Source organism: Rhizobium croatiense (genome assembly GCF_019793465.1).
Lineage (GTDB): Bacteria > Pseudomonadota > Alphaproteobacteria > Rhizobiales > Rhizobiaceae > Rhizobium > Rhizobium croatiense.
In genome coordinates this window covers 146,170-167,564 of the sequence record NZ_JAILYJ010000002.1, presented here as the reverse complement: position 1 = coordinate 167,564, position 21,395 = coordinate 146,170, and the positions used below count along the sequence as shown (strand labels likewise).

Sequence of the window (21,395 nt, the reverse complement as noted above, 5' to 3'; positions counted from 1 at the left end):
TCCCGTTCATCACGTAAAAATTGGCGCTACGAGCTCACGGCTTGCGCGATGACCAGAGGTTTGGCAGGGAGTACTGGATGAAACGCTCCGCACTGGATGGAACGCAACAGACCAATTTCATCTATTTATTGCCTGGATTTCTGCTCTATGGGGCGTTTGTCTTTGGGCCGATCGTCGCGGCTTTGGGTTTGAGCCTGACCAGCTGGGACGGCCTGACCATGCCCAGATGGGTTGGGCTGGGCAATTACGCCGATCTCTTTTCCGACAGCCGCTTTTACATTGCCTTGCGCAACAATGCCGAACTCATGATCTTCTACTGCGTCCTGCCGCTCGTGCTCGGCATAACGCTTGCCGCCTGTGTGTGGAATTTGAAGCAGCGCGAACAACTCGCCCTCAGAACGTTCCTGTTCCTGCCTTACATCATGCCGACTGCCGTGTTGGGCATCATCTGGGCATGGCTCTACAATCCGGCATTCGGCCCGTTCAATCAGTTTCTGCGAGCGGTAGGCTTGGGCAGGTTCGCTTTGCCCTGGCTCGGAGATTTCAATTTCGTGCTTCCCGCGGTCGGGATCGTTGCCACCTGGTATTTCTTCGGTTTTTGCATGGTCATCTTCCTCACCGGAATCCAGCGCATCGACCCGTCTCTTTTCGACGCCGCCAAGGTCGACGGCGCGTCGGCGCGAAAGACGTTTTTCTGGATAACACTGCCGCTTCTCATGCCTGAGATCAGGGTGGTTTTGCTTCTGACGGTTATAGCCTCGATCAAAAGCTTCGACCTGATTTTCACCATGACCCGCGGCGGCCCCGCCAATGCGACGCTGGTGCCGAATATCTACATGTATCAGCTCGGTTTCGAGCTCAACCGGTTCGGCGCCGCAGCGGCCATCGCCATCGTCGGCGCCTTGCTGACATTCGCAATCAATTACGCAATTCACCGGCTGGTGGGCTCAAGAAGCAAGGGATTGGCTTGATGAGCCGTTCGTCCAACATCCCCGCCGCGCTGTTCCTTCGCATTATCCTCTGGCTCCTGGCTTTCGTAACGATCACCCCGTTCCTGCTTCTGCTGCTGACCTCGATAAAGAGCAAGGCCGACGTTCTGAAGGGCGCATTCGCCCTTCCGGCCTATCCGCATTTCGAAAATTACCTCGATGCCTGGAATGCCGGGCATTTCAACATCTACTTCTGGAATTCGATCGTCGTCGTCATACCCGTCGTTGCTGCAAGCGTCTTTTTAGGCCTGCTAACCGGATTTGCCTTCGCCTACCTGTCATTCCCGCTGCGGCGCACGCTTTTTGCGATCCTGACGCTCGGCATGATGGTACCGGCGGAGGCCTTCATCATTCCGCTTTATTATGAAATGCGCTATCTCGGGCTGATCAATACCTATGCGGCTCTCATCATCCCGCAGATCGCGATGTCGATACCCTTCTCAACGATCTTCCTTGCGAGCGCGATGCAGCAATTGCCGGAGGAAATTCTCGAAGCGGCGGTCCTCGACGGCGCCGGACGCTTCTATATCCTTCGCAAGATCGTTGTCCCGCTGATGATACCGGCAATGTCGACGCTGGCGCTGTTCTTGTTCATCTGGACCTGGAACGAATTTCTCATCCCGTTCATTCTGGTCAACGACGACGCCTATCGGACGCTGCCGCTGGGCATGCTGTTTTTCCAGGGGCGCTATACCGTCAACACGCCGGTTCTGACTGCCGGCGCGGTGATCGTCATCTTCCCGCTCATTCTGACCTATCTGGTATTCCAGCGGCGATTCATCGCCGGCTTGACGGCAGGCGCGACGAAATAGACAGCCACGTGCTCCCAGCTATGGCGTCCGGCCGCGCTTATGGCGCACCTCAAGCGCCGCGCAGCCCCAGACCGTGCCGAGCAGCAGATAGACATGGCGCCAGTGGTCGATATCGATGACGTTGCCGATCGCGGCATGGCCGAGAATCGAGATCCAGGCGATCATCAGGAAGGGCTGCCACGGGCGGTCGAGCAGCAGGTATCGGAAGCCGAGCGCGAGCGTCCAGATAAGCATGCCGACATAGCTGGCGAAGCCGAGCCAGCCATAGGAGGTGAGCGATTTCAGCCAAATATTGTGCTCGTCCTCGGGAAACATCGTGCCGAATACCAGCGGGCCGATGCCGAGCGGGCGCTCCATCATCATGGTGAAGCCGATCCGGTGACGTTCGAAACGGCCGAGATGTTCGCCGTCATATTGCTGCACCAGCTGGGCGCGGGCGGAAAACAGTTCGGCGACCTTCGGGACTTGAAGCGCCACCAGCAGCGATGCGATCAGCATGATGATCGCCGCCAGCGACAGCACCAGCACTCGCAGGCGAAAGGCGCCGCTGCGCTCCTTCAGCAGCATGATGAAGATCAGAAGCCCTATGCCGAGCGCAAACAGCCCCCAGGCGGCACGCGAAAAAGACAGGAAAATGCCGAGCGCCAGCACGAGCAGGGCGGCAGCCTTCAGCGGCGATTTCTTCAGGTCGCCCACGAGAATACCGTGGACGAGATAGAGCGATGGCGGCACCAGGAAGGGGCCGAAGACGTTTGGATCCTGGAAGGCGCCCTTGGCGCGGTCATAGAGGGTGAAGATCTCAGCGCCTGGAAAGGCATGGAAATAGCCGAGTATGCCGAGCGCCGAGGTGGCGACGGCGGCGAAGACCCAGGCATTGAAGATCAGCGGCAGCCGCTTGTGGCTGTCCTCGATGATTGCCGCGTAGAAGACGGCGGTCAACGCCAGGAAGGTCGACACCGCGATATACATCGGCGCCGTTGCCAGATCCTTCATCTGCGTCAGTGACAGCATGCCGCCGATATTGAAGGTGAGCAACAGGGCAAGCAGGGGCGCCACGCCGCGTGAAATCTTCAATCCCAGGATGAACCAGAGACCGATCAGCCCGGCCATCCAGAGTTCGTAGGGGGCAGGCTCGTCGATGACGAAACCGGAGAGGAAGACGCCGAAGGCGACGAAGGCCGAGCCGATCAGGCGCAGCGTCATCCGCTGCGGCTGGGCGACACGCGGATATGTCGCCTCGACGGTGCTCAATAGGCGTTTTCCGTGTTCAGCAGCCGGATCGGCGTCAGGAACAGGATCTTCAGATCGAACCAGAGCGACCAGTTCTCGATGTAATAAAGGTCATAGGCCGTGCGGAACTTGATCTTCTCGTCATTGTCGACCTCGCCGCGCCAGCCGTTGATCTGCGCCCAGCCGGTCACCCCGGGCTTGACGCGGTGGCGGGCGAAATAGCCCTCGACGACATCGCCGAAGGCGCGATCGCGAGCTTGGGCGAGAACGGCGTGCGGGCGCGGGCCGACCAGCGAAAGCTCGCCTCTCAGCACATTGAAAAGCTGCGGCAGCTCATCGATCGATGTCTTGCGGATGAAGCGGCCGACGCGGGTGACGCGCGGATCGCCCTTGGTCACCGCGGCCTTGCCGGTGGGGTCGGCCATGTTGGTGTACATCGAGCGGAATTTGAAGACGTTGATGATTTCATTGTTGAAACCATGACGCTTCTGCATGAAGAAAACCGGGCCTTCGGAGGTCGCCTTGATGGCGGCAGCCGTGACCAGCATCAGCGGCCACAGCAGGGCAAGGGCGACCACGGTGAAGAAGATGTCGAAGCCGCGCTTGGCGACGGAATCCCAGTCGCGGATAGGCTTCTTGAAAATGTCGAGCATCGGCACCGAGCCGACATGCGAATAGGCGCGCGGCCGGAAGCGCAGCCGGTTGGCATGCGCTGCAAGACGGATATCGACCGGCAGAATCCAGAGCTTCTTCAGAAGGTCGAAGATGCGCGCCTCTGCCGACAGCGGCAGGGCGATGATCAGCATGTCGATGCGCGTCAGCCGCACGAATTCGACGAGCTCGGCCACGGTGCCGAGCTTCGGATAACCGGCGACCATGATCGGCGAGCGCTTCTCGCCGCGGTCGTCGAAGATGCCGCAGATGCGAATGTCGTTGTCGGCCTGCTGTTCGAGGATGCGGATCAGCTCCTTGGCGGGCTCGCCGCCGCCGACGATGACGGCGCGCCGCTCCATGATACCGTTGCGCGCCCAGTTGCGAATGCCGTAGGCGACGAGGAAACGCTCGCCGGCAAGGAAGAGCGCGCCGGCGGCAAACCAGGAGAGATAGGCCTCGGTCATTGCCCATGTGGCGCCGCGGACGAGCGCGAACAGGCCGATGGTGAGGACGAGGGCGATCGTCCATGCGGTGAGGATGCGCGGCATCAGCCGCAGCTTCGCCCGAAGTGCCGGGATGGTGTAGGTGTCGGCAAGCTGCAGGCAGGCCACGGTCAGGGCCGAAGCGATCGCCGCCATGCCCGCCCGCACCAGCAGGGGACCGCTGCCGTCGCCGGGTGCGAAGAAGTAGACGATCAGAGCAATCGAAAAGAGGGCGAGGAATTCGAGCAGCCGTAATTGCCCGATGATGATGACAGGCGAACGGGTTCCGTCGCGGAACTGTTCGGCGATCTGCCGGGCATAGGCATTGATTTCGGTCGGCTCGGAGGCCTGCTCCCGACTTGCATTGCGTCGCGCCTCGATGTCGGAGACCTGCTTGCGCAGCGCTTCTACGTCGAACGGATCGCTTTTTTCCAGCTTGTTCATGGGGTTTTGTCGCTCGTTGTCAGCAAGCGAAATACCAGAAAGCCCCTAAGAAATATTTACGAGGCGGCAGACATTGCTTGGCCCGCGGCGGGATCGACCAGTTCATGGTACAATTTCAGCACATCACGCGCCATGACGGCGGAGGAAAATACCGCCTTTACCGCCTCCGGCTTCGGCATCGTCCTGCCATGCCAGCCGGGCATGGTCAGCGTTTCCGCCATCACGCGGGCGAGGTCGTCGGCATTGCCGGGCTCCACCAGTGCCGCGCTGTCGGCGCCGAGCACCTCGGGAATGCCGCCGACGCGGCTGGCGATGACCGTCTTGCCGGCGCCGAGGCCCTCGAGGACGATATAGGGCATGGCTTCGGCGCGCGAGGGGACGACAAGGTTCTGCGCCATCGAAAAAGCTTCGTGGACGCGCATGGCCGGCAGCATGCCGATGCGCTTGCCGAGGCCGCGTTCGACCATCATCTCGCGGTAACGGTCCCGGTCGGGCCCGTCGCCGATCATCAGCGCCGACAGCGGCCGGCCGAGCAGCCGTTCGGTCTTGGCAAAGGCATCGACAAACAGATCGGGACCCTTGAGGTCCCGGAGCATTCCGACATAGATGAAATGCACGGCATCCGAGCGGGTCGGGATCGGTTCGAAATCACGCTCGCCGATGCCGTTGTAGATCAGTCTCGTCTTCGTCCGTGGCTTACCCACCTTGCGCGCATAGGTGTCGCGCTCATATTCGCAGATGAAGACCAGCGCATCGGTGAAATATTCCTGCAGGCGCTCCATCCTGAGGACGAACTGTCCGCCGAGCGAGGAGCGCGAATAATGCAGGCTTCCGCCATGCGCGGTATAGAGGCGGGCTACGCGATACCTGTTCACCCGCAACGCTGAGCCGGCAAGTCGCGCGAGCACGCCGCCCTTGGCGCCGTGTCCGTGCAGCACATCCGGCCGCAAACTTTTGATTTTCTTGTATGTATCCCACATCGTCGCAATATCGGACGGGCTGATCGAGCGCCGGATCGGCACGCGCGTCAGGCCGAGCGAGAGATAGGGACGGATATCGTCGAACAGGCTGTCCTCGTACTCGCCGCCGGTCGAGCTGTCGCAGAGGATGCCGATTTCATGGCCGGCCTTGCTGTGTTCCTCGACGAGATCGCGGACATGGCGGAAAATTCCGCCGATCGGCGACCTGAAGCAGTGGAGGATGCGGAGCGGCTGCTGTTCTGCCATCGCTCAGAAAAGCCGTTCGCGAACGTAGATCGTGTCACCTGCGATGATCGGCCCCGATATGTTGATGCGGCCGGTCAGCACCTGTCCGTTGATCTTGCGGGTGACATCGACCATGCGCTGGTTGGCGCGGCTGGTGAAGCCGCCGGCAACCGCGATGGCATTCTGCACCGTCATGCCGGGAACGTAGGCATACTGGCCGGGCTGGCCGACTTCACCCATGATGAAGACCGAACGGTAGCGATCGACATCGATGGTGACGTCGGGATCGCGAAGATAGCCCTGCTGCAGTTTCTGGGCGATCTGTCCCGAGAGTTGCTGCAGGGTTCGGCCGCGGGCAGGGACCTGGCCGATGAGCGGGAAGGCGACATAGCCGGCCTGATCCACCGTATAGGTATTGGTCAGGCTCTGCTGGTCGAAGACGGTAATGCGCAGCCGATCGCCGCTGTCCAGCGTATAGGGCTGGATGGTGGCCTCGTTGAAGGCCTTCGGCGCCGGCCTGTACGTCGTGCAGCCGCCCAATGCTGCCGTCATGGCTGCAAGGCTCAGGGCCAAAAAGATTTTGGGCGGGGCGACAGACATCCGCTTGTGCTCACAGAAATGAACTCGGTGAAGCCGTTATCGATCTGTTAGGGTTAATGCCCGGTAAAAAGCGCATGACAATTTCCTGAGTTCTTTGGGCACATTTCTTGGCTAATCACCATTAACCGTTGAGTTACCACGGTCGTTTACGCTTGCGGCACCTTTGTTGTGGAGTAAGAGCATGTCCGGCGTATCGCGTGATCAGGATGTGGACATCGATCTCGGCCAGCTGGCTCGCGCCGTCTGGGCGCGCCGGCTCAGGATTTTGACGATTACGCTCCTGGGGGCGGGCATCGCCTTCGCCGGCGCCAAGATCATGTCGCCGCAATATCGCAGCGAAACCCGCATCCTCATCGAACCCCGCGCGCCGGCCTTCGCCAGCACTCAGCAGGTAAACGACGCAGGCGCCAGTCCGCTGATGGACGAGCTGAATATCGCCAGCCAGGTGCAGCTCCTGCAATCGGCCGATCTCCTGAAGAAGGTGATCAACGACCTCAAGCTCTACAATCTGCCGGAATTCGACGATGCCGCCAACGGCTCGGCGATGAGCAGCATCCTGGTGAAGCTGCATCTGAAGAAGAACCCGATGGAGAACCCGCCGGAAGAGCGGGTGATCGACGCTTTCGTCGAGCGGCTGCAGGTCTATCAGGTGCCGGGCTCACGCGTCATCGGCATCAGTTTTACCTCGAAGGACCCGAAACTCGCCGCCGCCATTCCGAACGCCATGGCGAATGTCTATCTGTCCACCCAGAGCGGCGCCAAGCTCGATTCCAACTCCGAGGCGACGCGCTGGCTGGAGCCGGAGATCGAAAGCCTGCGCCGCAAGGTCAGCGAGGCCGAGAAGAAGGTCGCCGAATATCGCACCAGCCACGGGCTCTTACAGACGAACGGCACGACCACATTTCCCGCCCAGCAGCTGAACGACATCTCCGCCGAGCTCACCCGCGTGCGCGGCGACAAAGCCAATGCCGAGGCGAGGGCGCAGGCGGTGCGCAATGCGCTGTCGTCGGGCGAAGCTTCCGACACGCTGCCTGACATCATGTCCTCGCAGGCGATTCAGCGGCTGAAGGGAACGGAATCGGGCCTGCAGTCGCAAGTCTCAGACCTGCAGACGAGCCTCCTCAATAGCCATCCGCGGCTGAAAAGTCTGCGTGCCCAGCTTGCTGACATCCGCGGACAGATCCGCCAGGAGACACAGAAGATTCTGGCGAGCATCGAGAACGAGGCCAAGGTCGCCGATCTCCGGGCACGTGAGCTCGAGCGGCAGAAGGATACGGTGCAGGCCAACAGCGCCCGTGCCGGCGAGGACGAAGTCGGCCTCAATGCGCTGGAGCGCGAGGCGACCGCCCAGCGTCAGCTGCTCGAAACCTACCTGGTGCGCTACCGCGAGGCCGCCTCCCGCGCCGACAGCAATTCGAGCCCGGCCGACGCCCGTATCGTTTCGAAGGCCATCGAGCCGGTCGATCCCTACTTCCCCAAGGTCGTGCCGATCGTCGTCGTCGCGGCCGTCGCCATACTGATCCTCAGCGCCATCGTCACCATGCTGGCCGAACTCTTCAGCGGCAGGGCGCTTCGCCCGATCGACGCTTCGGCTGAGACAATCGAGACGGAAACGGGCGCCGAAGAGAAGATTGCGCCGCAGGCAGCTCCCGTCGTCGCCGTCCGGAGGCCCGCCGGGGCGAGCATGCTCGCCGTGGTCGCCGAGGAAGAGGATGCGATCGACGAGGACGTGGAGACTGCCGCGGAGGTACCGGAGGACGACAATGAGTTCTCCGTCGCCTCGGTTGCCGATTACCTCACCGGCAGCCGGGCGCCGCTGGCAATCGCGATATCTCCGACCGGTGACGATGGTTCCGCAGCGACGGTTTTGCTGACCCGCATTCTTGCCGATGCCGGCCGCCGCGTCATCCTGATCGATATGACCGGTTCCGGTTATCCGACGGAACTGATGGCCGAAGACCAGGCCGCTCCTGGTGTCACCGACCTGCTGTGCGGCGAGGCCGCCTTCGGTGATACCATCCACAGCGATCGGCTTTCCGATGCCCATCTGATCCCGCAGGGCCGGAGCGACGTGCGCCGCGCCATGCGCGGTGTCGATCGGCTGTCGCTGCTGCTCGATGCGCTGGCCGCTGCCTACGACCTCGTGGTCGTCGAATGCGGCGCTGCCGATGTCGCCGGCGTCTCGCGCCTGACGCGCAGCCGGGATGTCGAGATCATCCTCTCCCTGCCGCAGCTCGAGGAGACCGTTTTCGTAACACTGATGACGGAATTCCACGCTGCGGGCTACGAGCGCGTCGTGCTGATGTCGGACGGCGAAGCGGCAGAGCAGAGGTTCGGCCAGGCGGCCTAACGCATGGCGCGCAAAAGTGTGCGACGGTTTTGCGGCAACGCCACGCGTAAACAAAAACCATATGGCGCGCGTGCTGCCGTTTTGCGGCAACCACACGCGTAGGGCAGACCGTTCAGCCGATCCTTGCCCGGATCCCCTGGGCGAATTTATAGAGATTCGGGCGCGCCTTGATATGCGCCTTGCCGCGCGTGACGATCCTGTGCGCGGCGCCGGCGGCGATGCCGATAGGCGAGACCGGCAGCACCACGTCGTAATGCGCGGTCTCGACCGGCGCCCAGGATCGTTTGTAGGTCTGATCGCCGAGGCCGAAATCGAACAGCGCGACGCCTTTGCCGTGCAATCCCGAGATGGTCTGCCAATAGAGGAATTCGCCGGGGCTCGTATCCGGCACGAGGTCTTCGTCGATCGCCCCGAATTGGCAGATGACGTGATCGCCCTTGCGCGAGATGCCTGAGATCGCAGCGATCCGGTCCTCATTCCCGCCCCTCAGCCGCAGGAGATGCATCTGCAGCCCGAAGAACTGCCTTGTTTCATCCTGCTTGTCGATGAGGCCGTGCAGGAAGGCTTGTGTTTCCCGATCGGCAAAGACGTCGGGCAGGCCAAGGCTGGAAAAGCGGGTACTTTTCAGACGGAAGAAGATATCGAGCAGGCGATGCTGTTCTTCCGATGTTTCGGGGGTGACGTATTCGGCGCCGCCGGCGGCCTCGAGACGCCTCGACTGAACGCGGAATTTCTTACGCCGGCTCTTGGCGTTGATCTGTTTCAGCGTCTCCTCGAAACCGGCAAGGAGCGGCAGTTGATAGGCGTGGTTCTGGTTTTGCACCATCGGCAGCCCGGTGAGCGGCGTCTGCCGTCCGCGCCATTCCAACGGAATGTTTTGCAGTAACAGCAGATCGGCCCGCCCCTTCAACGCTTGCTGAAGCTGACGAGCGAATTTTTCGGCGTCGATGCTCCCGCCGCTTTCGGCGAAATTCCTCGAGAATAGACCGGTATTGATATTGCTGTGATCGGCAGCGATGAATTTCGCGACGGCAAGACCACGCGACTTGACGATCTCGACCGGCAGGATGAAGGCAGTCTCCCCGGCGTAGGTGCCTTTGAGGATCGCCAGCGGCCGTCGAAAGGCGTTTACCCAGGCGGCGCACCAATCGTAGCTCTGATGGAGCGACTGGAGATTGTCGACCTCCAGCGCCCGCCAATCATCTTCCAACGGCTGCATCGCATCGAAAACCTCGAGGTCGATTTTGGCCATGGCAAGTTTCATGCTCACCTGGCGTAGGCGTGAAATCGCCGTCTCGGCCGATGCGCCATCGTCTGACGGCTGTTCATGGACGTCGAACCTTTGCGTCTGCACGGGAACTCTCCGGTCAAAATGCTGAGCGGGAAGCTAGCTATACAGGGCGTATATTTGGTTTAATCGTCGGCTATCAGCGAGGTTTTCCGCCGATCACGGTTATTCGGCCGTTAATGGCTTACTGCTGCCGCGGTCCGGCCATCCATTTGATGATCACCATCGCCGGCAAGATCCAAAGCAGGCCGGTGAGCAGGAAATAGAGCAGGTGCCCCCACCACGGCGCGTTGCCGAGCGTCGCCACTGCGATCGTGTTCGCCACCAGCGCGTAGACGAGCACGAGCACGATGATGAGGATCGTGCCGATGAATTTGCGGAGGCGGACGGGCATTTTGATCTCTTGTCTGGGTGGCGCGAACCGGCGCGACGGCATGCCGCAAAGGTTCGGGGCTTGTTTTGCATGAGCCGGTGGGGCAAATCAACTGCCGGATAGAAGGAGACATCATGGCCGTCGCGAACCTCACCACGGAACAGGCGATCCTGAGCGAAGTGCGCAAGCAGAACCACAATCGCCGCGCCTTGCGGCTGTGGCTCGGCTTCGTGCTTTTAGCGCTCTTCTGTCTCGTGCTCGTCGGCGGCGCCACGCGGCTGACCAATTCCGGCCTGTCGATCACCGAATGGAAGCCGATCCATGGCATCATTCCGCCACTATCGGCTGCCGAATGGGAGGAGGAGTTCCGCCTCTACCAGCGCATTCCCGAATTTCAGCAATTGAACAGCTCCATGACGGTCGACGAGTTCAAGGGCATTTTCTGGTGGGAATGGGCCCACCGGCTGATCGCCCGCGGCATCGGCGTGATCTTCGCGCTGCCGCTTATCTTTTTCTGGCTGACGGGGCGCATCGAAAGACGCCTGCGCTGGCCGCTCGTCGGCATTCTGGCGCTCGGCGGCCTGCAGGGTTTTATCGGCTGGTGGATGGTGTCCTCGGGTCTTTCCGTCCGCACCGATGTCAGCCAATACCGGCTTGCGACACATCTCGTCATGGCCTGCCTGATCTTTGCCGGCTGCATGTGGATTATGCGCGGTCTCTCCAGACATTCCAACGATCCGGCGCCGGCGCGCAGTTCGCGCGGTTTTGCCGCCGTCATCGCCATCTTCGCGCTGTTCCAGATCTATCTCGGCGCGCTGGTGGCCGGGCTCGATGCCGGTTTCTCCTACAATACCTGGCCGCTGATGGATGGTGCCGTCATCCCCTCGGATCTCTTGATCCAGCAGCCCTTCTGGATCAACGCCTTCGAGAACCCGAAGACCGTGCAGTTCATCCACCGCGTCGGCGCCTATGCGCTCTTCGCGCTGACCTTGATCAACATGGTCATTGCCCTGCGCGCCGCACCCTGGACAACCCATGCCCGCCGCGCCGTGGTGCTTTTCTCTCTGGTGACGCTGCAGGCGGCGATCGGCATCGCCACGCTGCTGCTGCAAGTGCCGCTTCACTGGGGCCTGCTGCATCAGGCCGGCGCCCTGGCGGTCTTCGGTTTCGCCGTCGCCAACTGGCGCGGCTTTTACGGCGAATATCCGCACACCACGGCAATTGCGGAGCGCGATTGAAGCTGGCCGTTTAACGCAGCACGCCGTCGAGCAGCGGCATGCCGATGATTGCAGCGGCGGCGATCAGCACGTAGCAGGCGATGCGGAAGGTCCGTTCCTCGGCCAGCCCGAACAGTTTCGAGCCGCCGTAAAGCCCCAGCGCATAACTCGGCAAGATGACGGCAGTCAGCGCAAAGACGGCGGGGACGAACAGTCCGCCGATATAATAGCTGATGGCGCTGAAGATGGTGGAAATGGAGAAATAGAGCACGACATTGGCCCGGACGCGCGTGAAGTCGCTCTTGCCGCCGAGCCAATAGGCGACGACAGGCGGGCCACCGAGCTGTGCGGCGCCGCTGAAGAGGCCGGCAATCAGGCCGACGCCGCTGCTGAGCGGTGCCGAAGGCGCGCCGTGATAACGCCATCCGGAGACGAGAAGCGCGAGCAGTGAGATGGCGATGATCGTGATGCTCCATCGCAACAGCGTCGGATCGAGCAGTGCCAGCATCGCGGTGCCGGCCGGGACGCCGAGTGCCGCACCCGCGGCCATGACGAAGACCTCGGGCCGGTTGGCGTTGCGCCAGGCAGTTGGGATCATCCCGAGCGTGGCAATGCCGTCGATGACGAGCAGGATCGGCGAGGCCAGTTTTGGCCCGATGATGGCGCCACCGAGCGGAATGAAGATCAGCGCTGCCCCGAAACCGGAGAAGCCGCGGGCGAGTCCGGCGATGAAGGCAAAGGCCATCAGGGCATAGATGCCGTGATCGGGCAGGGCGGCGGCAAACCAGGCCTGCCCGTCCGTGATAAGCCCATCCAGCGTCATGACGTCAGGAAGCGAGCATCAGGTCCATGTTCTGCACGGCAGCACCCGAGGCGCCCTTGCCGAGATTGTCGAGCAGCGCCACCAGATTGACCTGGGAACCGCCCGGCGCGCCGAAGACGAAGAGCTTCATCGTGTCCTTGCCTTCGAGTTCGACGGCGTTGACACGGGGGAGCGCCTTGCTGTCGGCGAGCGGTACGACGGTGACGATGTCCTGGCCGGCATAGTGAGCGACGAGAGCCGCGTGGATGCTTTCCATCGTCGTGCCCTCGGCGAGATCGTCGAGATGCAGCGGCACCTGCACGATCATGCCCTGCGCGAACTTGCCGACCGATGGCGAGAAAATCGGTGCCCGGTCGAGCAGCCCGTGCACGGTCATTTCGGGCACATGCTTGTGGGTGAGGGGCAGACCGTAGAGGAAATGCGGCGCGGTGATCGCATCCGGGTGATCCGGATTTTCCATCTGCGCGATCATCTGCTTGCCGCCACCGGTATAGCCGGAAACCGCATTGACCGTCACCGGATACCCGTCCGGCAGAATGCCGGCGGCACGCAGCGGCCGGATCAGGCCGATTGCGCCAGTCGGATAGCAGCCGGGGTTGGCGACGAAACGCGCGGCTTTGATCTTGTCGGCCTGCGCGCCGTCCATTTCGGCAAAGCCATAGGCCCAGCCGGGATTGACGCGGAAGGCGGTCGAAGTGTCGATGACGCGCACATTGTTGTTGGCCGAGACCATCTGAACCGCTTCCTTCGATGCCTCGTCGGGCAGGCAGAGAATGGCGATATCGGCGCTGTTCAGCATGTCCTCGCGCAGGGCGGCGTTGCGCCGCTCGGCCTCCGGTATGGACAGAAGCTCGACATCGCGGCGGCCGGCCATGCGCGTGCGGATCTGCAGACCCGTTGTGCCGTGTTCGCCGTCGATGAAGATTTTCGGTGCCATGTTAACCTGCGCTTTCAATGGGTTCAGAAGGTTTCCGGATTCATTTTGGGATAATAAGTCAGCCTTGTGACACGGCGATGGCGCGTCGCTCCGCATGAAGCCCCAGCATATACATCGCCACCGTTGCCCCGGCAATGGCGGTGATATCGGCATGGTCGTAGGGCGGCGAAACCTCGACGATATCGGCGCCGCGGATATCGAGCTGATGCAGGCGCTGCAGCACTGAGAGGATTTTGGCGCTCGACGGTCCGCCGGCGACCGGCGTGCCGGTGCCGGGCGCAAAGGCCGGATCGAGGCAATCGATATCGAAGGTGAGATAGGCCGGCGCGCCGCGCGTGTGGGAGATGATCGCCGAAGCGATATCGCCGGCAGTCATATCCTCGACCTGATGACCATAGAGAATATTGATGCCGCAATCCTCCGGCGCATGGGTGCGGATGCCGATCTGAATCGAGCGATCGGGGTCGATGATGCCCTCGCGGGTGGCCCGTGCGACGAAGGAGCCATGGTCGATGCGCCGCTCTTCGTCGAACCAGGTGTCCTGATGCGCGTCGAACTGCACGAGCGCCAGCGGCCCATGTTTCGCCGCATGGGCTTTCAGCAGCGGCCAGGTGACGTAATGATCACCGCCGAGCGTCAGCAGGAAAGCGCCACTGTCGAGGATCGCGTTCGCCTGGCGTTCGATGGCGCCGGGCGTATCCTGGTGATTGCCGTAATCGAGCAGGCAATCGCCGTAGTCGATCACGGCCATATCGGCGAACAATTCGCGGTTGAAGGGATATTGGGCATCATTGTCGAAGATCGCCGAGGCGCGCCGGATTGCCTGAGGACCGAAGCGCGTGCCTGGCCGGTTCGACGTGGCGGCGTCGAAAGGAATGCCCCAGACGGCGACATCGACGCCGGCGAGTTCCTTGGTGAAGCGGCGGCGCATGAAGGACAGCGCGCCGGCAAAGGTCGGGTCGCTGGCGGCGGAGGTGAGGCTGGTCGCCGTGAAGGCGTGATCGATGGTCTTGTTCGCCAAGTCATGCTCCTTTTTTCGGTCGCAGAACCATAGTCGCGTTCAATGCGGACGCTGCCTTGCAGATCGCCATTCCACGCCGGAGCGTCGAGGCCGATCTGCGCGAAGGATTTGGCCGATCCGTTCGCGCGAGGAAAGGGGTAGGCGAGGTGCGCACGGATTTCAAGCAATCGTTCGGATGACGGCGTCGCCGAGGCCTGGGAACAAGGCGCTATCCTCCTTCTGAGGATCTTGATAAAAGCGGCGGTTTAGTCGAATTTTTTCTAAAATTCATACTTGCAGAAAAAATCCGACCTATCTATGCAATGCCGGGTTGCAGATTCGGTGCTCATAGTCGGTAAGAATACGATTTTTCGGGAATATTTTAAGTGATTTACCGACGAGAGATTGACGGCCTGCGGGCGGCCGCAGTGATGCCCGTTATTCTATTTCATGCGGGCTTCAGTTTCTTCAGCGGCGGCTTCATCGGCGTCGACGTTTTCTTCGTGATCAGCGGATTTCTGATCACCTCGATCATCCTTGAAGAGATGCGCAACGGCACCTTCTCGCTGGCGGCATTCTACGAGCGCCGCGCCCGCCGGATCCTGCCGGCCCTGTTTCTCGTCGTCCTGTGCTGTCTGCCCTTCGCCTGGCTCTGGGTCATGCAGGAGGAATTTCGCGCCTTCTCCGACAGCCTGATTGCCACCAGCCTCTCCGGCGCCAATTTCCTGTTCTGGTTCAAGAGCGGCTATTTTGCGCCGGAGGCCGCAGAGGTGCCGCTGCTCCACATCTGGAGCCTGGCCGTCGAAGAACAGTATTACATGTTCTTTCCGCTGCTCGTCATATTCATGTGGAAGCGCAAGCCGAGCTGGCTCTTTGCGGTCCTGGTTGCGATCGCGCTTGCCAGCCTTGCCTACAGCGAGTGGGCGTCGCGCGTCTTTCCCTCGGCCAATTTCTATTTCCTGCCGTCGCGGGCCTGGGAGTTTCTGGCCGGATCGATCGGCAGCGTCCAGTTGAAGGGGCAAAAGCGCGGCAGCGATCCGCTGTCGTTCCTCGGTTTCGGCATGATTGCCTTCTCCATCTTCTATTTCGACGAAACCTCGCCCATTCCCTCGACGCTCGCCCTGGTTCCCGTGGTCGGCGCGATGCTCGTGCTGCTCTATGCGCGACAGGGAACCTGGGTGGCGGCACTGCTTTCAACCCGCGTCTTCATCATGGTCGGGCAGATCAGCTACAGCGCCTATCTCTGGCACCAACCGCTTTTTGCCTTTGCGCGGATCCGCAGCATCGATCCGCCCCCTTTGACCGCGATGGGCGTTCTTACCTGGCTTTCGCTTGTGCTTGCCTATGTCTCATGGCGTTTCGTCGAGCAGCCGTTCCGCAGGGGCGAGCGCCGATTGCTGCCGTCGACCCGCGGCCTGGTCGCATCGGTATCCTTGGTGCTGGCCGCCTTTATCGCCTTCGGCATTTACGGCCACGATACGCGCGGCATTCCCTGGCGTCTGCCGGCGCCGATCAAGGAATTCATGGCGAACAATGGTTGGAGCAAGACCTGCCTTCTCGAGGGCGCGTCGGGCTGGGAGACGATGCCGATCCAGGGCTGCGTATTCAACGGCAGCCACGCACAGACATACGCCATCCTTGGAGATTCCCTGGCGTCGTCGCTGACGCCGGCGCTGGCCAAGCGTCTGGACGGCATGAATATCGGCCTGCAGCAGATCACGCACAGCTTCTGCGCGCCGGTCGCCGACGTCTCGATGGTCCCCCACCAGGCGCGCGACTGCGGTGCCTTCAACGCTGCGGCGATCGACTATCTCGTCAAGAGCAAGGTGAAAACGGTCTTTCTCGCTGCCTCCTGGAAGATCTTTTTCGAGCAGTCGCGCTACAGGTTCAGGGGCGAGGAAGTCGCGACATCAGACGTAGGGCAGCGGTTGAGGGATGCTTTCGACAAAAGCGTCGGCGAGCTGACATCGGCCGGCATCCGCGTCGTCATCATCTATCCTCATCCGCGCGGCGAAACCGAGATCGCCGCCAAGGTCGCGAAGCTGATGCACAAGGGCACGCCGGAGCCGACGATCACGATCGCTCAGGATGAATTTCTCCAGCAATCGGCGCCTTCCTATGCCTATCTCGACGACCCCAAGGACAGGCACGTCCTGCGCGTCGATCCGGCCAGGATTTTCTGCGGGATGGAGGCGGGCCGATGCGATCTGGCGCGGGAAGGCAAGACCTTCATTTCCGACAAGGTGCATTTCACCCCGGTAGGCGCGGACGCCGTCACCGACGAAATCATGGTCACTCTCGGGCGCGACCACATGGCGGATCCGAACGGTATGGCAGCGCTCTCTTCTGACTAATGCATGTCGCCCGGAAGTGTGCAGTGCTTCGGGGATAACGACCTTCATAAAACAAAGGACTGAAGCGCGTCGGGCTTTCGGACGCGGTCCTTCTGCTTTTATTTACGCATGCCGCTGCCGCAGAAGCGCTGCATGGTTTTGCGCGGCATGCTTTCAGGTCCTGAAGAGCGCGCAGCGCCGCAGCGATCCGCCCGTTCAGGAGCCGACTGCACAGCAAAAAGGCCGGGTTTCCCCGGCCTTCGTAAAATCCATCTGTTCGAAACGATTAGCGCTTCGAGAACTGGAAGGAGCGGCGGGCCTTTGCCTTGCCGTACTTCTTGCGTTCGACGACGCGGCTGTCGCGGGTCAGGAAGCCGCCCTTCTTCAGCACCGAGCGCAGGCCCGGTTCGAAGTAGGTGAGCGCCTTGGACAGGCCGTGGCGAACGGCACCGGCCTGGCCGGAGAGACCGCCGCCGGCAACGGTTGCGACGATGTCGAACTGGCCGTCACGGGCAGCAGCGACGATCGGCTGGCGCAGGATCATCTGCAGCACCGGACGGGCGAAATATTCCGCGAATTCCTTGCCGTTGACGATGATCTTGCCGGAGCCCGGCTTGACCCAGACGCGGGCGACGGCGTTCTTGCGCTTGCCGGTCGCGTAGGAGCGGCCGAGCGAATCGACCTTGCGGACGTGGGCCGGAGCAGCAGCTTCGGAAGCCGTGCCGAGATCCTTCAGGGAGGAGAGGTCAGCCATGATCAGGCGCTCCTTACGTTCTTTTTGTTGAGCGCGGCAACGTCGAGGGCGACCGGCTGCTGGGCTTCATGGGGATGGTTGGCGCCGGCGTAGACGCGCAGGTTCTTCATCTGGCGACGGCCGAGCGGGCCGCGCGGAACCATGCGCTCGACGGCCTTTTCGAGGACGCGCTCCGGGAAGCGGCCTTCGATGATCTGGCGCGCAGTGCGTTCCTTGATGCCGCCGGCGTAACCGGTGTGCCAGTAGTAGACCTTGTCGGAATACTTCTTGCCGGTGAAAACGACCTTGTCGGCATTGATGACGATGACGTTGTCGCCGTCGTCAACGTGGGGCGTGAAGGTTGCCTTGTGCTTGCCGCGCAGGCGCATAGCGATGATGGAAGCGAGACGGCCAACGACCAGCCCTTCGGCGTCGATGATCACCCACTTCTTCTCCACCTCTGCAGGCTTCTGGGAGAAGGTAGCCATAGTGAATACTCTCTTTTGGGACCCTTGGCCCGAGGGCTTGAAAGGGCGTTTCTTGTTGCTTGGATTGGCAGGCGCAAGGCATGCCAAAAAGAAAGCAGCCGGGAGGGCTGCGTTCTGGCGCGGTGTATAAAGGGAATGTGTCATCGGGTCAATATCGACGCGTCCGGCAATCTCAAAAGAAACATAAGCAAAAACAGCCATTTAGCAATGTGGTATTATGTTGCCTCAAATTAGGTGAGGCGAGAAGCTTGCCATATTGAAGGTTTTTCCCCCGTCGCGTCCGGACTTGTGGGGTCGAAGCGGTGTTAATCCTTGCACTCGCGCAGGCATTTCATCATTTCGCGAAGGCCGCGTGTCAGATGTTTGTCCCGGCGCAGAACCATACCGAGCTGGCGCATGAGCTTCGGCTTCAGCGACGTCGTTGTCACCAGGCCGGCACGGTCGCGCTTGAGCGCCAGTCCCGGCAGGATCGACCATCCGAGCCCGACGGCCACCAGCTCCTTGATCGCCTCGACGCTGCCGAATTCCATCGCAGGACGGGTCCTGCCATCGGGGGCGGCGAGCCACGCGTCGATTGCCCGCCTGGTATTGCCGCCCTCGTAAAGCAGCAGCGTCCTGTCGCGCATGAAGGCGGCATCCGGTCCGCCGTCGGGCAGCAGGCTGCCTGCGGGCGCGACAGCCAGCAATTCCTCCTCGTAAAACGGTTCGATCTCGAAGTTTCGTCCCGATGCCGGCAAGGCCACGACGGCGATGTCTAGGCTGTTGGCCTCCAGATCGCGCAGAATATCATCGGCATTGCCGATATTGACGGTGATTTCGAGGCCGGGCATCGCCTGCCTGGCGGCGGCGATGGCGCGCGGCAGCAGATGGATCGAGGCCGTGCCGCCGCTGCCGATGCGCACCCGGCCGCTGGCGCCGTCCCTGTAGGGCATCATTGCTTCTTCCGCCGCGGCCGCTTCCTGCAGCAGACGCCTCGCGTGCGAAAGCAGGTCGAGGCCGGCCGCCGTCGGTTGCGCCCGCCGCCCGACGCGCTCGATCAGTCTGACGCCGAGCCGCTGTTCGAGGCCTTTGATCTGCTGGCTGACGGCCGGTTGCGTCACGCCTTCCTTGTCGGCGGCGGCCGTAAAGCTTCCAAGATCGGCGACATTGATGAAGGTCTCGAGCTGATCGAGATTGAGCGGCATCCAAAGAATTCCTTATGCATATCATAATATCCATAAGCTTCTTTCGGAGTGTCTTCCAGCGCATCTTTTCTCCGTTGAGAAAGGACAAAAGATGACCCTGGAATTCGGCGAGCTATTAGCGACACCGCGCAACGCCCTTCGTCTGAAACTTCGCGAGACGGCACGCCGGGGCCGGCGGCTGCTGGCGGCTATCGAGTCTCGGCTCGAAAAGCGACGCAGCCGCCGCAAGCTTTCAGACCTTACCGATGATGAGCTCCGCGATATCGGTCTGACCCGTGCGCAGGCGACGGCCGAGACATCGAAATCGTGGTTCTGGTTTTGACCACGCCGCAGCGGGGAGGGCGGATCCTGCTCGAAATTGGCGGCGCCTTGTGGCAGAACAGGTGTGTGGAAATCGAGCGCAGGGAGCAGCATCATGGCCGAAATCGTATCCTTCCGAAAGGACGCGGACAGGGTGGACGGTTTGTTGCTCCGCTCGCTGCGCGACGGCATGCTGCGGCTCGTGCTCAACGATCCGCCGGCAAATGCGCTTTCGATCGCGCTTCTCGAGGCGCTGATGGCCGAGCTCGAAAAGGCGGAGGGGGATTTGGATGTGCGCGTCGTCGTCATCGCCTCGACCGGCTCCGTCTTTTCCGCCGGCCATGACCTCAAGGAACTCACGGCCCATCGCGTCGACGAAGACCGGGGCGCTGCGTTCTTCGAGAAAAGCTTCCGGCTCTGCGCCGACCTGATGCTGAAGATCGCGCATCTGCCAAAACCTGTTATCGCCGAGGTCGACGGGCTTGCAACGGCTGCCGGCTGTCAGCTCGTTGTCTCCTGTGATCTGGCGATCTGCACGGACACGTCGACGTTCTGCACGCCGGGCGTCAATATCGGCCTGTTCTGTTCGACGCCGATGGTGGCGGTTACCCGTGCCGCCCATCGCAAACAGGCGATGGAAATGCTGCTGACCGGCGAGACGATCGACGCTTCGACCGCCAAGGATTTCGGCCTCGTCAACCGCATCGTGCCGAAGCAGTATCTGGCGCAGGTCGTTTCCAAATATGCGGCCGTGATCGCCGGCAAATCGCCATTGATCCTGAAAATCGGCAAGCAGGCATTTTATCGGCAGCTCGAACTGCCGGTGGAGGCAGCCTATGACTATGCCGCCAAGGTGATGGTGGAGACCATGCTGACGCAGGATGCGCAGGAGGGCATCGGCGCCTTCCTCGGCAAGCGCAAGCCGGAATGGAAGGGCGAATGATCACGCCAGCTTCAGAACCAGCACGCCGGCCGCGATGACGACGCCGGCGAGGTAACGCCAGATCCCGGCTTTTTCCTTGAACACGGCGACCGAGATCACCAGAGCGAAGACGATCGCGGTTTCCCGCAACGCGGCAACGGTCGCGACCGGAGCCTTCGTCATCGCCCAGAGCGCCAGTCCGTAAGATGCAATCGAACCCGCGCCGCCGATAAGGCCGCGCCACCAGTTGCGGCGAACGTGGCGCACCACCGTCAGGCTGCCGCGCCGGGACGCCGCCCAGGCAAACAGCAGGATGGGCGGCAGCAGCGACATCCACAACGTATAGGAAACCGCGTTGCCTGAAAGGCGGGCGCCGATGCCGTCGACATAAGTGTAGCTGGCGATGACGAAGGCATTGGCAATGGAGAGGACGACGGCGCGGCCGCTGCCGCGACGCGCCTCCAGAGCGAGCGTCAGGACGCCGGCTGAGATCGTCATGATGCCGGCGAGCGCGGCGCCGGAAAGGTCTTCCCTGAGGACGACACCGCTTGTTGCGGCGATCAGCAACGGCGCGCAACCACGCATCAGCGGATAGACCAGGCCGATATCGCCGGCCCGGTAGGCGGCGGCAACCAGCTGGAAATAGGCGAACTGCAGGATGGCCGACGCGCCGATAAATGGCCAGGCCGCACTTTGCGGCAATGGCAGAAATGCCAGAAACGGCAAGGCCGATACGGCGCCGCCGGCCGAAATCAGCGCCGCATCAAGGGATTTATCGCTCCCCGCTTTGACGATGGCGTTCCATGTCGCATGCAGCAATGCACCGAACAGAACGAGCAGGATGACGTCGAGGGGCAAGGATAAATCCTGGACTCCGGGGGAAAGACAAGCGCTTCGCCCCGACGGGGCAAACTTCTGGTAAGACAACTGCGATTTGCACGAAAATGCGTTGCGCGGTCGCGGATGTCTTCCTGTCTGCAATATCACCCTTCCAATATCCCAACAATGGCGGGTGCAGCCGGCAATTTTGA

General features: G+C 61.7%; 20 protein-coding genes. 7 read left to right on the top strand and 13 right to left on the bottom strand.

Going from position 1 to position 21,395, the window contains the following annotated elements:
• The first annotated feature begins 77 nt into the window (after positions 1 to 77).
• Positions 78 to 971 carry a carbohydrate ABC transporter permease gene (locus K6M89_RS03530; protein ID WP_222138450.1) on the top strand — a complete coding sequence of 298 codons (894 nt, stop codon included), beginning with the start codon at positions 78 to 80 and terminating at the stop codon, positions 969 to 971.
• Positions 971 to 1,801: a carbohydrate ABC transporter permease gene (locus K6M89_RS03525; RefSeq protein WP_222138449.1), complete on the top strand. Its 831-nt coding sequence runs from the start codon at positions 971 to 973 to the stop codon at positions 1,799 to 1,801. Before K6M89_RS03530 ends, K6M89_RS03525 begins: the two co-directional genes overlap by 1 nt.
• 18 nt (positions 1,802 to 1,819) lie before the next feature.
• Here K6M89_RS03525 and K6M89_RS03520 read toward each other — a convergent pair whose 3' ends face one another.
• The 4 genes from K6M89_RS03520 to K6M89_RS03505 are packed head-to-tail and all read right to left on the bottom strand — an operon-like array spanning position 1,820 to position 6,416.
• Positions 1,820 to 3,052, bottom strand: a complete 1,233-nt coding sequence (locus tag K6M89_RS03520; protein ID WP_222138448.1) for an O-antigen ligase family protein — start codon at positions 3,050 to 3,052, stop codon at positions 1,820 to 1,822.
• Positions 3,049 to 4,611 (bottom strand): undecaprenyl-phosphate glucose phosphotransferase, encoded by a 1,563-nt coding sequence (locus K6M89_RS03515; RefSeq protein WP_222138447.1) that lies wholly within the window; start codon positions 4,609 to 4,611, stop codon positions 3,049 to 3,051. Before K6M89_RS03515 ends, K6M89_RS03520 begins: the two co-directional genes overlap by 4 nt.
• 56 nt (positions 4,612 to 4,667) lie before the next feature.
• Positions 4,668 to 5,837 (bottom strand): glycosyltransferase family 4 protein, encoded by a 1,170-nt coding sequence (locus K6M89_RS03510; protein ID WP_222138446.1) that lies wholly within the window; start codon positions 5,835 to 5,837, stop codon positions 4,668 to 4,670.
• A gap of 3 nt (positions 5,838 to 5,840) precedes the next feature.
• A complete protein-coding gene (locus tag K6M89_RS03505; protein ID WP_222138445.1) occupies positions 5,841 to 6,416 on the bottom strand; it encodes a polysaccharide biosynthesis/export family protein in 576 nt (191 codons plus the stop codon).
• A gap of 181 nt (positions 6,417 to 6,597) precedes the next feature.
• Between K6M89_RS03505 and K6M89_RS03500 the strand changes: the two genes are divergently transcribed.
• The gene (locus K6M89_RS03500) at positions 6,598 to 8,766 is read left to right on the top strand and encodes a GumC family protein (RefSeq protein ID WP_222138444.1); all 2,169 of its coding nucleotides are present in this window, start codon (positions 6,598 to 6,600) and stop codon (positions 8,764 to 8,766) included.
• A gap of 112 nt (positions 8,767 to 8,878) precedes the next feature.
• Here K6M89_RS03500 and K6M89_RS03495 read toward each other — a convergent pair whose 3' ends face one another.
• Complete coding sequence (locus K6M89_RS03495) at positions 8,879 to 10,120, bottom strand: GNAT family N-acetyltransferase (RefSeq protein ID WP_222138443.1); 1,242 nt, start codon at positions 10,118 to 10,120, stop codon at positions 8,879 to 8,881.
• A gap of 118 nt (positions 10,121 to 10,238) precedes the next feature.
• Positions 10,239 to 10,448: a DUF2842 domain-containing protein gene (locus K6M89_RS03490; protein ID WP_010016031.1), complete on the bottom strand. Its 210-nt coding sequence runs from the start codon at positions 10,446 to 10,448 to the stop codon at positions 10,239 to 10,241.
• A 113-nt stretch (positions 10,449 to 10,561) separates the two neighbouring features.
• Between K6M89_RS03490 and K6M89_RS03485 the strand changes: the two genes are divergently transcribed.
• Entirely contained in the window at positions 10,562 to 11,665 is a 1,104-nt protein-coding gene (locus K6M89_RS03485) for a COX15/CtaA family protein (protein ID WP_222138442.1), read from the top strand.
• A gap of 10 nt (positions 11,666 to 11,675) precedes the next feature.
• On the opposite strand, the gene K6M89_RS03480 is transcribed toward K6M89_RS03485, so the two are convergent.
• Genes K6M89_RS03480 through speB form a run of 3 tightly spaced genes read right to left on the bottom strand, consistent with a single transcriptional unit; the run spans position 11,676 to position 14,425 of the window.
• Positions 11,676 to 12,467: a sulfite exporter TauE/SafE family protein gene (locus K6M89_RS03480; protein ID WP_222138441.1), complete on the bottom strand. Its 792-nt coding sequence runs from the start codon at positions 12,465 to 12,467 to the stop codon at positions 11,676 to 11,678.
• Positions 12,468 to 12,471: 4 nt separating this feature from the next.
• Entirely contained in the window at positions 12,472 to 13,404 is a 933-nt protein-coding gene (argC, locus tag K6M89_RS03475) for an N-acetyl-gamma-glutamyl-phosphate reductase (protein ID WP_222138440.1), read from the bottom strand.
• A gap of 58 nt (positions 13,405 to 13,462) precedes the next feature.
• Positions 13,463 to 14,425 (bottom strand): agmatinase, encoded by a 963-nt coding sequence (gene speB, locus K6M89_RS03470; protein ID WP_222138439.1) that lies wholly within the window; start codon positions 14,423 to 14,425, stop codon positions 13,463 to 13,465.
• 365 nt (positions 14,426 to 14,790) lie between these two features.
• Here speB and K6M89_RS31615 point away from each other — a divergent pair, with 365 nt between their 5' ends.
• Positions 14,791 to 16,758 carry an acyltransferase family protein gene (locus K6M89_RS31615; protein ID WP_222138438.1) on the top strand — a complete coding sequence of 656 codons (1,968 nt, stop codon included), beginning with the start codon at positions 14,791 to 14,793 and terminating at the stop codon, positions 16,756 to 16,758.
• A gap of 265 nt (positions 16,759 to 17,023) precedes the next feature.
• On the opposite strand, the gene rpsI is transcribed toward K6M89_RS31615, so the two are convergent.
• The 3 genes from rpsI to K6M89_RS03450 all read right to left on the bottom strand — a co-directional run bounded on the left by rpsI (position 17,024) and on the right by K6M89_RS03450 (position 19,142).
• Positions 17,024 to 17,491: a 30S ribosomal protein S9 gene (gene rpsI / locus K6M89_RS03460; RefSeq protein ID WP_009995734.1), complete on the bottom strand. Its 468-nt coding sequence runs from the start codon at positions 17,489 to 17,491 to the stop codon at positions 17,024 to 17,026.
• A 2-nt stretch (positions 17,492 to 17,493) separates the two neighbouring features.
• Positions 17,494 to 17,958, bottom strand: a complete 465-nt coding sequence (gene rplM / locus K6M89_RS03455; RefSeq protein ID WP_008521951.1) for a 50S ribosomal protein L13 — start codon at positions 17,956 to 17,958, stop codon at positions 17,494 to 17,496.
• Positions 17,959 to 18,263: 305 nt separating this feature from the next.
• Complete coding sequence (locus tag K6M89_RS03450; RefSeq protein WP_222138437.1) at positions 18,264 to 19,142, bottom strand: LysR family transcriptional regulator; 879 nt, start codon at positions 19,140 to 19,142, stop codon at positions 18,264 to 18,266.
• A 91-nt stretch (positions 19,143 to 19,233) separates the two neighbouring features.
• On the opposite strand from K6M89_RS03450, the gene K6M89_RS03445 reads away from it, so the two are divergent.
• Positions 19,234 to 19,464 (top strand): DUF1127 domain-containing protein, encoded by a 231-nt coding sequence (locus tag K6M89_RS03445; protein ID WP_222138436.1) that lies wholly within the window; start codon positions 19,234 to 19,236, stop codon positions 19,462 to 19,464.
• A 93-nt stretch (positions 19,465 to 19,557) separates the two neighbouring features.
• On the top strand, positions 19,558 to 20,385 hold the full coding sequence (locus K6M89_RS03440) for an enoyl-CoA hydratase (protein WP_222138435.1): 828 nt from the start codon (positions 19,558 to 19,560) through the stop codon (positions 20,383 to 20,385).
• Here the strand turns inward: K6M89_RS03440 and K6M89_RS03435 are convergent, their stop codons facing one another.
• On the bottom strand, positions 20,386 to 21,222 hold the full coding sequence (locus K6M89_RS03435) for an EamA family transporter (protein ID WP_222138434.1): 837 nt from the start codon (positions 21,220 to 21,222) through the stop codon (positions 20,386 to 20,388).
• Between the last annotated feature and the right edge of the window lie 173 nt (positions 21,223 to 21,395).